The 14,067-nt window shown below is 70.5% G+C and carries 10 protein-coding genes and 2 tRNA genes; all 12 read left to right on the forward strand.

The features are described from left to right. Positions 1-26: 26 nt before the first annotated feature. The 12 genes from recA to KA217_00255 all read left to right on the forward strand — a co-directional run bounded on the left by recA (position 27) and on the right by KA217_00255 (position 13,988). Complete coding sequence (recA, locus tag KA217_00200; GenBank protein MBP7710877.1) at positions 27-1,064, forward strand: recombinase RecA; 1,038 nt, start codon at positions 27-29, stop codon at positions 1,062-1,064. Beyond that, a complete protein-coding gene (locus KA217_00205) occupies positions 1,061-1,552 on the forward strand; it encodes a regulatory protein RecX (GenBank protein MBP7710878.1) in 492 nt (163 codons plus the stop codon). Before recA ends, KA217_00205 begins: the two co-directional genes overlap by 4 nt. A 185-nt stretch (positions 1,553-1,737) precedes the next feature. Further along, on the forward strand, positions 1,738-4,353 hold the full coding sequence (gene alaS, locus KA217_00210; GenBank protein ID MBP7710879.1) for an alanine--tRNA ligase: 2,616 nt from the start codon (positions 1,738-1,740) through the stop codon (positions 4,351-4,353). Positions 4,354-4,509: 156 nt separating this feature from the next. Next, entirely contained in the window at positions 4,510-5,730 is a 1,221-nt protein-coding gene (locus tag KA217_00215; protein ID MBP7710880.1) for an aspartate kinase, read from the forward strand. Positions 5,731-6,008: 278 nt separating this feature from the next. Continuing rightward, the gene (gene csrA / locus KA217_00220; GenBank protein MBP7710881.1) at positions 6,009-6,203 is read left to right on the forward strand and encodes a carbon storage regulator CsrA; all 195 of its coding nucleotides are present in this window, start codon (positions 6,009-6,011) and stop codon (positions 6,201-6,203) included. Between the two features lie 55 nt (positions 6,204-6,258). Beyond that, positions 6,259-6,352, forward strand: a tRNA-Ser gene (locus KA217_00225). Between the two features lie 55 nt (positions 6,353-6,407). Then, a tRNA-Arg gene (locus KA217_00230) sits at positions 6,408-6,484 on the forward strand. Between the two features lie 230 nt (positions 6,485-6,714). Further along, the gene (locus KA217_00235; protein MBP7710882.1) at positions 6,715-8,115 is read left to right on the forward strand and encodes a TIGR03013 family PEP-CTERM/XrtA system glycosyltransferase; all 1,401 of its coding nucleotides are present in this window, start codon (positions 6,715-6,717) and stop codon (positions 8,113-8,115) included. Between the two features lie 34 nt (positions 8,116-8,149). Beyond that, positions 8,150-10,261, forward strand: coding sequence for a PEP-CTERM system histidine kinase PrsK (gene prsK / locus KA217_00240; protein MBP7710883.1), 2,112 nt, complete (start codon positions 8,150-8,152; stop codon positions 10,259-10,261). A 9-nt stretch (positions 10,262-10,270) separates the two neighbouring features. Then, positions 10,271-11,689, forward strand: a complete 1,419-nt coding sequence (gene prsR / locus KA217_00245) for a PEP-CTERM-box response regulator transcription factor (protein MBP7710884.1) — start codon at positions 10,271-10,273, stop codon at positions 11,687-11,689. 30 nt (positions 11,690-11,719) lie between these two features. Beyond that, complete coding sequence (locus KA217_00250) at positions 11,720-12,352, forward strand: polysaccharide export protein (GenBank protein ID MBP7710885.1); 633 nt, start codon at positions 11,720-11,722, stop codon at positions 12,350-12,352. Between the two features lie 64 nt (positions 12,353-12,416). Beyond that, positions 12,417-13,988, forward strand: a complete 1,572-nt coding sequence (locus KA217_00255; protein MBP7710886.1) for a chain length-determining protein — start codon at positions 12,417-12,419, stop codon at positions 13,986-13,988. Positions 13,989-14,067 lie beyond the last annotated feature (79 nt).

Consider the following 14,067-nt stretch of genomic DNA (forward strand, 5'->3'; position numbering starts at 1 on the left):
GGGACGTGCAAGCAGAGGGAATCCCGATGGACGAAAACAAGAAGCGGGCGTTGAGCGCGGCTCTCGGCCAGATCGAGAGGCAGTTCGGCAAGGGCGCGATCATGCGCATGGGCGACACCAAGGCCGTGCGCGACGTGGACGTCGTGTCGACCGGGTCGCTCGGCCTGGACATCGCGCTCGGGATCGGCGGCCTGCCGCGCGGGCGCATCGTCGAGATCTTCGGACCCGAGTCCTCGGGCAAGACCACGCTCACCCTGCAGGTGATCGCGGAGGCGCAGAAGAAGGGGGGCACCGCGGCGTTCATCGACGCGGAGCACGCGCTCGACCCGATCTACGCGGAGAAGCTCGGCGTGGACGTGGACAACATGCTCGTCTCGCAGCCCGACACCGGCGAGCAGGCGCTCGAGATCGCCGACATGCTGGTGCGCTCGGGCGCGGTCGACGTCGTCGTCGTCGACTCGGTCGCGGCCCTCACGCCGAAGGCCGAGATCGAAGGCGAGATGGGCGACGCGCACGTGGGGCTCCAGGCGCGGCTGATGTCCCAGGCCCTGCGCAAGCTCACCGCCAACATCAAGCGCTCGAACACGCTCGTCATCTTCATCAACCAGATCCGCATGAAGATCGGCGTGATGTTCGGCAACCCCGAGACCACCACCGGCGGCAACGCGCTGAAGTTCTACGCCTCCGTGCGCCTCGACATCCGCCGCATCGGCTCCATCAAGAAGGGCGAGGAGGTCATCGGCAGCGAGACCCGCGTCAAGGTGGTGAAGAACAAGGTGGCGCCGCCGTTCAAGCAGGCCGAGTTCGACATCCTCTACGGCGAGGGGATCTCGCGCCTCGGGGAGCTCATCGACCTCGGCGTGCGCGAGAACCTGGTGGACAAGTCCGGCGCGTGGTTCAGCTACAAGGGCAACCGCATCGGCCAGGGCAAGGACAACGCCCGGGAGTACTTGCGGGGGCACCCCGAGACCGCAGGCGAGATCGAGGCCGCCCTGCGCGCGCGCCTGATCCCGACGACGGTCCCCGAGACCGTCGAGGCCCCGGAGCCCGAACCGGCGGCGTGAGGCCGAAGGACCTCGATGACCCCGGCGGCGTTGTGAGGCCGAAAGACGTCACCGACCCCGCGAGGGCCCGCGGCAAGGCCCTCGAGCTCCTCGCGCGCCGCGAGTACGGCGTGCAGGAGCTCGCCCGGCGGCTGGCGGCCAAGGGCGTCGACCCCGCGCTCGCGGGGGAGGTGGCGGGCGCCCTCGCCGAGGACGGGCTCGCGAGCGACCGGCGCTTCGCCGAGTCCTACGCGCGCAGCCGGGTCGACCGCGGCTGGGGGCCGCTCGCCATCGAGCGGGACCTCCGCCAGCGGGGCCTCGCCGACGGGGTCATCGAGGAGACGCTCGCCCCCCTTGCCGGGGAGTGGCCCGAGCGCCTGGAGGCGGTGCGCGCCAAGCGCTTCGGGGCGCTCCCCGCCGACCTGCGCGACCGGGCCCGCCAGGCCCGCTTCCTCGAATACCGCGGCTTCCCGAGCGACCTCGTGCGCGCCGCGCTCCGCAGCCCCTAGGTGGACGTCTCGCGGCCCTCTACCCGGACGGTGGGAAGCCTCCCGGCCGCGGCTCCCCGGGCGGACGCCTCGCGGCCCTCCACCTCCCGGGCCCTCCATCGGGGTGCTGGCACGCCGCTACCCCTTGCGGCAGGATCTCGTCTGCCGGCGCGCTGACCCGGCCCACTCCGAGGACCCATACGACGATGTACAGCAGCTCCGCCCTTCGCGCCGCGTTCCTGGAGTACTTCCGCCGCCATGGACACGAGGTGGTGCCCTCCAGCTCCCTCATCCCCGGCAACGACCCCACGCTGCTCTTCTCCAACGCCGGGATGAACCAGTTCAAGGAGGTTTTCCTCGGCCTGGAGGAGCGCCCCTACAAGCGCGCCACCTCGAGCCAGCGCTGCGTGCGCGCGGGCGGCAAGCACAACGACCTCGAGAACGTGGGCTACACCGCCCGGCACCACACCTTCTTCGAGATGCTCGGCAACTTCAGCTTCGGCGACTACTTCAAGCGCGACGCCATCCGCTTCGCCTGGGAGTTCCTCACCCGCGAGTTGGAGATCCCGGCCGGGCGCCTGTGGGTCACCGTCTTCGAAGAGGACGACGAGGCCGCGGACATCTGGCTGAAGGAGATCGGGGCCGACCCGAACCGCTTCTCGCGCTGCGGGCCCGCCGACAACTTCTGGCAGATGGGCGACACGGGCCCCTGCGGGCCCTGCTCGGAGATCTTCTACGACCACGGACCCGAGATCGCGGGCGGCCCCCCGGGGAGCCCCGAGGCCGACGGGGACCGCTACATCGAGATCTGGAACCTGGTCTTCATGCAGTTCGACCGCCAGCCGGACGGCGAGCTGGTCCCGCTCCCGAAGCCCTCGGTCGACACGGGCATGGGCCTCGAGCGCCTCGCCGCCGTGATGCAGGGCGTGCACAACAACTACGACACCGACCTCTTCATCCCCCTCATCGCAGCCGCGGCCGGCCTCGTCGGCGAGGTGGGCGGGAGCGCCGACCCCGGGGACAAGAGCCTGCGGGTCATCGCCGACCACATCCGCTCCTCGGCCTTCCTGGTCTGCGACGGCGTGGTCCCCTCGAACGAGGGCCGCGGCTACGTGCTGCGCCGGATCATTCGCCGCGCGATCCGCCACGGGCACCGCCTGGGCCTTCGCGACACCTTCTTCCACCGCCTGGTCCAACCCCTCTCCGAGGTCATGGGCGGGGCCTACCCCGAGCTCCCGCGCCGCCAGGACGTGGTGGAGCGGGTCCTGCGCCAGGAGGAGGAGCGCTTCGCCGAGACCCTGGAGCAGGGCCTGCGCGTGCTCGAGCACGACGTGGCCGGCCTCGCCGGCAAGGTCATCCCCGGGGAGACGGTGTTCCGGCTCTACGACACCTTCGGCTTCCCCGTGGACCTCACCGCCGACTGGGCCCGGGAGCGCGGCCTCGGCGTGGACATGGCCGGCTTCGAGCAGGCGATGGAGGCCCAGAGGGAGCGCGCCCGCGCGGCGAGCCGCTTCGAGGGGCACTGGGGCGAAGGGCTCGGCACCACCGTCGAGACGGTCTTCACGGGCTACGAGCGCCTCTCCGACGAGGGCACGGTCGTGGACCTCTACGCTGCCGGCGAGCGGGTGGACTCCCTCACTGCGGGCCAGTCCGGCGTGGTGGTGCTGGACCGCACCCCCTTCTACGGGGAGTCCGGCGGCCAGGTGGGCGACCGCGGCGTCCTCGAGTGGGCGGGCGGGCGCTTCACCGTCAGCGACACCCAGAAGGAAGGGGCGGCCCACCTCCACGCGGGCACCCTCGCCGAGGGCGTCGTCCGGGTCGGCCAGCAGGTCAGGGCGGAGGTCGACGGCGCCGCCCGCGCCGCGACCGCCCGCAACCACTCCGCGACCCACCTCCTGCACGCCGCCCTGCGCCGGGTACTCGGGGACCACGTCTCCCAGAAGGGCTCGCTCGTGGAGCCCGGGCGCCTGCGCTTCGACTTCTCGCACTTCGAGCCCATGCGCGAGGAGCAGCTCCGCGAGGTGGAGCGCCTGGTGAACGAGCAGATCCTGGCGAACAGCGGGGCCGAGACCCTGCTCATGCCGATCAAGGCCGCGCTCGAGGCGGGCGCCATGGCCCTCTTCGGCGAGAAGTACGGCGAGGAGGTGCGGGTGCTCACCCTCGGGGACTTCTCCACCGAGCTCTGCGGCGGCACCCACGTGCACCGGGCCGGGGACATCGGCCTCTTCAAGGTCCTCTACGAGACCGGCATCGCGGCCGGGATCCGGCGCATCGAGGCGCTGACCGGGATGAACGCCCTCCAGTACGTCGAGGGCCTCGAGTCCCGGCTCGCGCGGGTCGCGGGGCTGGTCAAGTCGGATGCCGAGGGCGTCGAGGGGCGGGTCAGCCAGGTCCTGGCGCGCACCCGCGAGCTCGAGAAGGAGGTCGAGCGACTGATGGCGAAGCTCGCCTCAGCCCAGGGCGGGGAGCTCACCGCCCGGGCGGTGGACGTGGCCGGCGTGCGCGTCCTCGCGGCGAAGCTCGAGCAGGGGGACGCCAAGGTCCTGCGGGACATGGTGGACCAGCTGAAGGGCAAGCTCGGCACCGCCGCCGTGGTGCTGGCCGCGGTCGAGGACGGCAAGGTCCGGTTGGTGGCGGGCGTCAGTCCCGACGCGACCCGGCGCGTGCAGGCCGGCCCGCTCGTCAACTTCGTGGCCGAGCAGGTGGGCGGCAAGGGGGGAGGGCGCCCCGACCTGGCCCAGGCCGGCGGCACCGACCCGAGCCGGCTCGAGGCCGCGCTCCAGGCCGTGCCCGGGTGGGTGCGGCAGCAGCTCGGCGGCTGAAGGGGAAACCGCAGAGGCGCAGAGACACAGAGGGAATTAACGATCAGAGGGTTGTCGTCGCCCTTCGGAGTCACGACAACCCAACCCGATCATCCTCTGGGTCTCTGCGCCTCTGCGGTTCCATCCACAAGCAACACCTTGGGAAAAGACGCTTCCATGTCTCTGATCGTCCAGAAGTACGGTGGTACCTCCGTCGGCAGCCTCGACCGCATCCGCGCGGTCGCGGAGAAGGTGGTGGCGGTGCGGGGCGAGGGCCACCGGGTGGTCGTGGTGGTCTCGGCGATGAGCGGGGAGACCAACCGCCTCATCGATCTCGCCCGGGCCATCGACCCGGTGCCGAGCCCCCGCGAGCTCGACGTGCTGCTCTCCACCGGCGAGCAGGTGACCATCGCGCTGCTCGCGATGGCGCTCGAGAGCCGCGACTGCCCCGCGCGCTCCTACACCGGCGGCCAGGTCCACATCCTGACGGACAGCGCCTTCACGAAGGCCCGCATCCTCGAGATCGACCACCGCAAGATCCTGAAGGACCTGGACGAGGGGCGGGTCGTGGTGGTGGCCGGGTTCCAGGGCGTGGACGCGGAGGGTAACATCACCACCCTGGGCCGCGGCGGCTCCGATACCACCGCCGTGGCGCTCGCCGCCGCCCTGAAGGCCGACGAGTGCCAGATCTACACCGACGTCGACGGGGTCTACACGACCGACCCGCGGATCGTCCCCCGCGCCCGCCGCCTCGACCGCATCACCTTCGAGGAGATGCTCGAGATGGCGAGCCTCGGGGCCAAGGTCCTGCAGATCCGCTCGGTCGAGTTCGCCCACAAGTACGGTGTCCGCCTGCGGGTCCTGTCCTCGTTCGAGGCGGGCGAGGGGACCCTGATCACCTCCGAGGAGGAAGTCATGGAGCACGCGCTCATTTCGGGGATCGCCTTCAGCCGCGACGAGGCCAAGCTGACCCTGCGCGGCGTGCCCGACCGCCCGGGCGTGGCCTTCGAGATCCTGGCCCCCATCGGGCGGGCCAACATCGAGATCGACATGATCGTCCAGAACATGGGCGCGGACGGTCTCACCGACTTCACCTTCACGGTGCACCGCAACGACTACGAGCAGGCCCGGAAGGTGCTGGAGAAGACCGCCGCGGAGCTCGGCGCCCGCGAGGTCCTCGGCGACAAGCAGATCGTCAAGGTCTCCCTGGTCGGGGTCGGCATGCGCTCCCACGCCGGCATCGCCAGCCGCATGTTCGGGGCGCTCGCCCGGGAGGGCATCAACATCGAGATGATCTCCACCTCCGAGATCAAGGTCTCGGTGGTGATCGACGAGAAATACCTCGAGCTCGCGGTACGGGCCCTGCACACCGAATTCGGGCTGGACGCAGCGGCCTGAGGAGGCCTTTTAGCAAGAGTCGGGCCGGGATGCTTGCGGGGGGTCAAGGGCCGTGTCGGGGCGCCGCTAAGGGCGTAGTGGCACGGTCACCCCGGCGAGCGACATGGCGGTAGCGTGCCCGAACCACGCCGGCGGGGCGTGGTCTCAGCGTTGGAGTGCCGCGCCTGCACCTCGGGCGGATGCGCACCGAGGGCGGGCGTGGTCGGATGGAACAGGCCGCAGCGGGGAGTCCCCGGACGGGACGGCCGCCCGCGGCCACAATCTAAGGAGAGGGAAGCATGCTTATCTTGACGCGGCGCGTGGGCGAAACGCTGATGATCGGGGACGCAGTGACCGTGACGGTCCTGGGGGTCAAGGGCAACCAGGTCCGGATCGGGGTGAACGCCCCCAAGGACGTGTCGGTCCACCGCGAGGAAATCTACGAGCGCATCCAGCAGGAGAAGTCCCAGCCGGCCGACGACGTGGCCGAATGACCTGCCGGCCTTCCCTGGCCCCGGGGCATTCGCTATCCTAGCGACCGTAGACTGCGGAGAGATGGCCGAGTCGGTCGAAGGCGCTCCCCTGCTAAGGGAGTATGGGGTTAAAAGCTCCATCGAGGGTTCGAATCCCTCTCTCTCCGCCACCCCTTTCCTTGACAGTGAAGGGGGGTGCCGGGCAAGCTTTCGGTTCGCTGACGTGCGCCCGTAGCTCAGCTGGATAGAGTACCTGGCTACGAACCAGGTGGTCGGGAGTTCGAATCTCTCCGGGCGCGCCAACTTCCCAGGGCCAACTTCCCAGGCGATACACCCCGTAACACCCGCGGTACCCGTAACACGCGCGGTACCTGCAGCACCGATTCACCGGCAGCACCCGTGATCGCGTAGCCCCCTGGCCCCGCGCCTGCGGCGCGCGGCCTGCCACGCCCCGGCGCAACCGCTGCGCCGACCGGCGCCCCCCAGGGGGAGCCAGCCCCAGAGCCCAGCCCCAGAGCCCAGTCACGAGCCCATGACGGTCCGCATCTTCCGACACTACGTGCCCACCCCCATGCTCCTGCTGGGGGTGGTCGAGGCGGTCCTGCTCACGCTGGCCGTCTACGCAGGGGTCTGGCTCATCGTCCACCAGGGGTTCCCCACGGGCAATGCGGTCCTCGACCCGCTCCTGCCCCGCGCGCTCCTCTTCCCGGTCATCTTCCTGTCGACGATGAGCGCGGCTGGCCTCTACCACCTCGGTCTGCGTGACGGGCTCCAGGGCATCGCCATCCGTCTGGTCTCGAGTCTCCTCGCCGGCGGACTCCTGCTCGGGCTGATGTACTACACCTTCCCAAGTCTCTACATGGGCCCGCTCGCGTTCGCCGCCTCGCTCGCCATCGGTGCGCTCGCGATCGTCGTGGTCCGCCTCGCTTACTACGTGCTCGCCGACCACGACGCGTTCAAGCGCCGCATCCTGGTCCTCGGCGCCGGGCCCCAGGCCAACCTGATCGAGCAGCGCCTGCGCCGGCGCTCCGACCGGCGCGGGCTCACCATCGTCGGCTACGTCCACACCCGCCTCGAGCAGGACGTCGTCGCCCGCAGCAAGCTCCTCAAGGTGGAAACGACCCTGCTTGAGCTCGCCGAGCGCTACCGCGTCTCGGAGATCGTCATCGCGCTCGACGACCGGCGCAGCAACTTCCCCATCGACGAGCTCATCGAGTGCAAGATGAGCGGGATCCGGGTGACCGACCTCCTCACCTTCTTCGAGCGTCAGACCGGGACCATCCCCCTCGACGTGCTCCAGCCGGTGCACATCGTGTTCCTGGACGGCTTCAGCCACGCGGTGCTGCGCAACACCGGGAAGCGCTTCTTCGACGTGCTGGTGAGCCTCGGCATGCTGCTGGTGACGCTCCCGGTCTCCCTCGGGACGGCGCTTGCCATCAAGCTGGGGGAAGGGTGGCGCGCGCCGGTCTTCTACCGGCAGGACCGGGTGGGGCGGAACGGGCGCCTGTTCAAGGTCGTCAAGTTCCGCAGCATGCGCACCGACGCCGAGCGCCACGGCGCCCAGTGGGCCGCCAAGGACGACCCCCGGGTGACCCGCGTCGGCGGCCTCATCCGCAAGGTCCGCATCGACGAGCTGCCCCAGCTCTGGAACGTGCTCCAGGGCGACATGAGCTTCGTCGGTCCCCGCCCCGAGCGCCCGGAGTTCGTGACGGACCTGCAGCACAAGATCCCCTACTACTCGCTCCGCCACCGGGTCGACCCCGGCATCACCGGTTGGGCCCAGGTGCGTTACCCCTACGGCTCGTCCGAGCGGGACGCGAAGGAAAAGCTGCAGTACGACCTCTACTACATCAAGAACTACAGCCTGTTCCTGGACCTGGCGATCCTCTTCCAGACGGTGCAGGTGATCCTCTCCGGGCAGGGGGCCCGGTAGCCGAGCACGCGCGCAGGGCCTGATCCCGAACCCTTTGGACCTCGTATCCCTTCTCTCCTACGGGCTCGGCGCCGGGCTGTTCCTGGCGCTCACGGCCCTGCTCGCCATCGGCTGGCGCGGCCGGGTCGAGGGCGGGCTGCTGCTCGCCGCCTCGGGCCTGACCACCGCGTGGCTCCTGCTGCTCGCCGCGGACGCCTTCTTCGGCACCGAGCCCGGCCCCGGGGCGCAGGCGCTCGAGACCCTGCGCACCGTCGCCTGGCTGGCCTTCCTCACCCGGCTCCTCGGCTACCGGGGCGCAGGCGCACCGACGCGGGGTTTCCCGCGGCTCGCCCTCGGCCTCTACGGCCTCGGGGCACTCACGCTCCTCGGCACCCTGGCCGGGCCCCTTCTGGGCGCGCTCGGCCTCACCGGGACCCTCGGGCTCCCGGAGCACGCGCTCGAGAACCTGCTCCTCGCCGGCCACGTGCTGCTCCCGGTCGGCGGGCTGCTCCTCGTGGAGCAGCTCTACCGCAACACCCCGGTCGACCGGCGCTGGGCGATCAAATTCCTCTGCCTGGGACTCGGCGGGGCCTTCGCCTACGACTTCTACCTCTACGCCGACGCGCTCCTCTTCCACCGGCTCGACCCCGCGATCTGGGCCGCCCGGGGTGCCATCTACGCCCTCGTCGTGCCGCTGCTCGCGGTCGCGGTCAAGCGCAACGCCCAGTGGTCGGTGTCGATCTTCGCCTCCAAGACCATCGTCTTCCACTCGGCGACGCTGGTGGGGGCGGGCGCCTACCTCCTGCTCATGGCCGCGGCCGGCTACTACATCCGGGCCCACGGCGGGGAGTGGGGCACGACCCTCCAGGCGGTGTTCCTCTTCGGGGCGGTGGTGCTCCTCGCGCTCCTCCTCTTCTCCGGCGCGGTGCGGGCGCGCCTGAAGCTCTTCCTCAACCGCCACTTCTTCGAGTACAAGTACGACTACCGCGAGGAGTGGCTGCGCCTCATCCACACCCTCGCCGGCGCCCGCACCGGGCAGGAGCTGCGTGAGAACGCCATCCAGGCGGTCGCCGCGATCGTCGAGTCGACGGGCGGGATCCTGTGGCTGTGCGACGAGACGGAGACCTTCCGCCCCGTGGCCCGCAACCACCTCCCGGACCCGGGCGACGTCCGCGAGCCCGCGAGCGGCTCGCTCGCGCGCTTCCTCGAGACCCGCGAGCTCGTGGTGGACCTCACCGAATGCGCCCGCGAGCCTGAGCTCTACGCCGGCCTCGAGCTCCCCGAGTGGCTCGCCAGCATGGCCCACGCGTGGCTCGTGGTGCCGCTCCTGCAGGGCCCCTCGCTCCTCGGCTTCATCGTGTTGAGCGAGTCCCGGGCCCACTTCACCTTCAACTGGGAGGACACCGACCTCCTGAAGACCGTCGGCCGCCAGGTCGCGAGCTACCTCGCGCTCATGCGCGCGACCGAGCAGCTCGCGGACGCCCGCCAGTTCGAGACCTTCAACCGCGTCTCGGCCTTCGTGGTCCACGACCTCAAGAACCTGGTGGCCCAACTCTCCCTCGTGGTCTCCAACGCCAAGCGCCACCTGCAGAACCCGGCCTTCGTCGAGGACGCCATCCGCACCGTGGACAACGCGGTCGCCAAGATGAACCGCATGCTGGAACAGCTGCGCCGGAACCGCCTGCAGTGGAAGCCGGCCCAGCCCGTGGACCTCGCCGAGGTGCTCGCCGAGGTGGCGAAGGTGCGCTCCGGCACCGTGCCCGCGCCCCGGGTGGAGAGCCACGCCCAGGGCCTGCGCGTCCTCGCCGAGCGCGACCGCCTCGCGGCCGTGCTGGGCCACCTGGTGCAGAACGCCCAGGAGGCCACCGGCAAGAAGGGGCACGTGACCCTCCGGCTCGCCCGCGAGGCGGACGCCGCCCTGATCGAGGTCGAGGACGACGGCGTCGGGATGGACGTGGACTTCGTCCGCGAGCGCCTGTTCAAGCCCTTCGACACCACCAAGGGCAACGCGGGGATGGGCGTCGGCGCCTACGAGGCCCGCGAGTTCGTCCGCGCCCACGGGGGTACCATCGACGTCGAGAGCGCCCCCGGCAAGGGCACCACCTTCCGCCTGCGCTTCCCGCTGACCCGCGAGGACGAGCGGCCGCCGGCCGCCGCCACCGCCTGAGGAACCAAGATGCCTGCCACCCACCGCAAGCCCGCCGCCGCGCCGTCTCCCGAGACACCCCCCCCGGGCGCGCCCCGGGGCGCCCCGGAGCGCCGGACCCTCCTCATCGTCGAGGACGACCCTGGCCTGCAGAGCCAGCTCCGGTGGTACTTCGAGGGCTACGAGGTGCTGGTGGCCGAGGACCGGGAGAGCGCGGTGAACCTGGTGCGCCGGCACGAGCCCCCTGTGGTCACGCTCGATCTGGGGCTCCCCCCGGACCCGGCCAACGCCACCGAGGGACTCGAGGCGCTCGACCAGATCCTCTCCGCCGCCCCCCACACCAAGGTCATCGTGGTCACCGGCAACGACGACCGCGACAACGCGGTCCGCGCGGTGGGCCGCGGGGCCTACGACTTCTACCAGAAGCCGGTGGACCCCGAGGTGCTGGGGCTCATCGTCGACCGTGCCTACAACCTCTTCGAGTTGGAGGAGGAGAACCGGCGTCTCGCCCGCAAGGAGCGCCCCTCGCCGCTCGCCGGCATCATCGCGGCGAGCAGCGAGATGACCCGGGTCTGCCGGATGGTGGAGAAGGTCGCCCCGACCAGCGCCACCGTGCTCCTCCTCGGCGAGAGCGGCACCGGCAAGGAGCTCCTCGCCCGCGCGCTCCACGGGCTCTCGCCCCGGGCCGAGCAGCGCTTCGTCGCCATCAACTGTGCCGCCATCCCCGAGACGCTGCTGGAGAGCGAGCTCTTCGGCTACGAGAAGGGGGCGTTCACCGGTGCGGCCAAGCAGACCCTCGGCAAGATCGAATACGCCCACAAGGGCACGCTCTTCCTCGACGAGATCGGCGACCTGCCCATGTCCCTGCAGGCGAAGCTCCTGCGCTTCCTCCAGGAGCGGGTGATCGAGCGGGTCGGCGGGCGCGAGGAGATCCCGGTCGACGTGCGGGTCATCGGCGCCACCCACCAGGATCTGGGGCACCTGATCGAGGAGGGGCGCTTCCGCGAAGACCTCTACTACCGGCTGAGCGAGATCTCCCTGCGCATCCCGCCCCTGCGCGAGCGCACGGGCGACGCGGTGCTCCTCGCCCGGCACTTCCTCGACCTCTTCGGACGGGACCACGGCCGCTCGCTGCGGGGCTTCACCGAGCACGCGCTCGCCGCCATCGAGACCTACCCCTGGCCTGGCAACGCCCGGGAGCTCGAGAACCGGGTCAAGCGCGCGGTCATCATGGCCGAAAACAACCGCATCGCCGCGGAGGACCTGGAGCTCCTGGTCCCCGAGGAATCGATGCCGCTCAACCTCCGCCAGGTGCGCGAGGAGGCCGAGCGCCGGGCCATCGAGCGGGCCTTGGCACTTTACAACGGGAATGTTTCCCAAGCGGCTGATATACTTGGTGTCAGTCGACCGACCCTGTACGACCTGGTGAAGAAGTACGATTTGCGGTAAAGGGAAGAGCTCCGAGCGAGGAACGACCACATGACGAGAACACACGCATTGCATCGGGGGCGGTACTGGCTGGCCGCGCTGGCGGCGCTGGTGCTGGCGGGCTGCGAGACGGTCCCGGTGGAGGTGGCCCCGGCGTTCCGCGAAGAGCCCCAGGCCTACGAGTACAAGATCGGCCCGGGCGACTCCCTCAACATCTTCGTCTGGCGCAACCCCGAGGTCTCCCCAGGCTCGATCATCGTGCGCCCCGACGGCAAGTTCTCCACCCCGCTGGTGGAGGACCTGGTGGCCGCGGGCAAGACCCCGACCCAGCTCGCCCGCGAGGTGGAGCAGGTGCTCTCCCAGTACATCAAGGAGCCGCTCGTCACCGTCATGCCCGGCGGCTTCGTCGGGCTCTACAGCGAGCAGGTCCGGGTGGTGGGCGAGGCGACCGAGCCCCAGGCCCTGCCGTACCGCACCGGCATGACGCTCCTCGACGTGATGATCGCGGTGGGCGGCCTCACCGACTTCGCCGACGGCAACAAGGCGGTGCTCAGCCGCCCGGCGGACGGCAAGTGGCTGAAGACCCTGGTGCGCCTCGACGACCTCGTGCGCGACGGGGACATCGACGCGAACCTCCCCGTGCAGCCCGGTGACGTGCTGCTCATCCCGGAGTCCTGGTTCTAGGTGCCGGCCCTGGCTAGAGCGCGCCCCAGAGCCCTGATCGACGGCCGACCCACGGCGGACTGACATGCACGAACTACTCGCCCAGCTCGAAACCCACCTCCGCACCGCCTGGCGCTACCGCTGGGTTGGGCTCGCCGCGGCGGCCGTCGTCTGCCTGGTGGGGTGGGTGGCGGTCCTGCTGATGCCGAACAAGTACGAGGTCAGCGCCAAGGTGTTCCTGGACACCTCGTCGCTCCTGCGCCCGGTGCTCCGGGGGCTCGCGGTGGAGACCAGCGCCCGCCAGGAGGCCATCCTGATGGTGCGCCGCACGCTCCTCACCCGCCCGAACCTGGAGGCGGTCGCGCGCACCGCCGACATGGACCTCAAGGCGAAGACGCCCGAGGAGATGGAGGGGGTGGTGGAGGGCCTCGCGAAGACCGTCAAGATCGGCGGCACCCAGCGCGACAACATCTTCGAGATCGCCTACGAGAACGCCGACCCGCAGCTCGCGACCCGGGTGGTCGAGGCGCTCCTGAACCTCATGGTGGAGCGCTCGCTCGGCATGAGCCGCAAGGACACCACCAAGACCCGGGAGTTCATCGACCAGCAGATCAAGGAGTACGAGGCTCGGCTGGTGGCCGCCGAGAACCGGGTCAAGGAGTTCCGGCAGGCCAACATGGGGTTGATGCCTTCCGACGGCTCGGGCTACTACGAGCGGCGCGAGGCGGTGCGGGCGCAGATCCGCGAGGCCGAGCTGCAGCTGCAGGAGACCGAGCGGCGCGCCGAGTCCCTGCGCCGGCAGATCGAGGGCGACGAGCCCACCTTCGGGCTCGGCCCGCCGACGGCCCAGGCGGTCGAGGTCAGCACCCCCGTCGACGGGCGCATCAAGATCCTGGAGGAGAAGCTCGACCAGCTGCTCCTCTCCTACACCGAGCGCCACCCGGACGTCAGCTCCACCCGCCGGCTCCTCGCGGACCTGCGCAAGGAGCGCGAGGTCGAGGCCGCGCGCTTGCGGCCCATCAACCCCGCGACCGGCGAGTACCGGGTGAACGAGAACCCCGTGTACCAGCAGCTGAAGATCGCCCTCGGCGCGGCCGACGCCGAGACGGCCGCGCTGAAGGCCCGGGTCGAGGAGTACCGCAAGCGCGAAACGGAGCTCGCCCGCCTGGTGAACACCGTGCCCCAGGTCGAGGCCGAGCTCGCGCGCCTCAATCGCGACTACGACGTCCAGCAGCAGAACTACCAGGAGCTGGTCAAGCGCCGCGAGTCGCTCGCCATGTCCGACCAGGCCTCCAAGACCGCCGAGGACGTGCAGTTCAACGTGGTCGACCCGCCGCGGGTGCCGCTGAAGCCCACGAGCCCCAACCGGCCCGCGCTCCTCGGCGTGGTGCTCGCACTCGGGCTCGGCAGCGGCGGCGGCCTCGCCTGGCTCGTCGGCATGATCCGCCCGGCCATCTACAGTCGCGACGGCTTCCGGGGGCTCACCGAGCTCCCGGTGCTCGGCTCCGTCACCCGTGTGTCCACCGCAGAGGAGGACCACCAGCACCGCATGCGCATCCTGCTCTTCCTCGGCGGCTTCGTCGGGCTCCTCCTCGCGTACGGGGCGGTGCTGATGTCGGAGGAGCGCATCGTGTCCATTCTGGCGCACCTGCGCTGAGCGCGTCGCCAGGAGTCAGGAGTGATGAACCGCAGAGACACAGAGGCGCAGAGTGAATGAAATGACCCGATCGATCTCC

Source organism: Gammaproteobacteria bacterium, from assembly GCA_017999615.1.
GTDB lineage: Bacteria > Pseudomonadota > Gammaproteobacteria > JAABTG01 > JAABTG01 > JAGNLM01.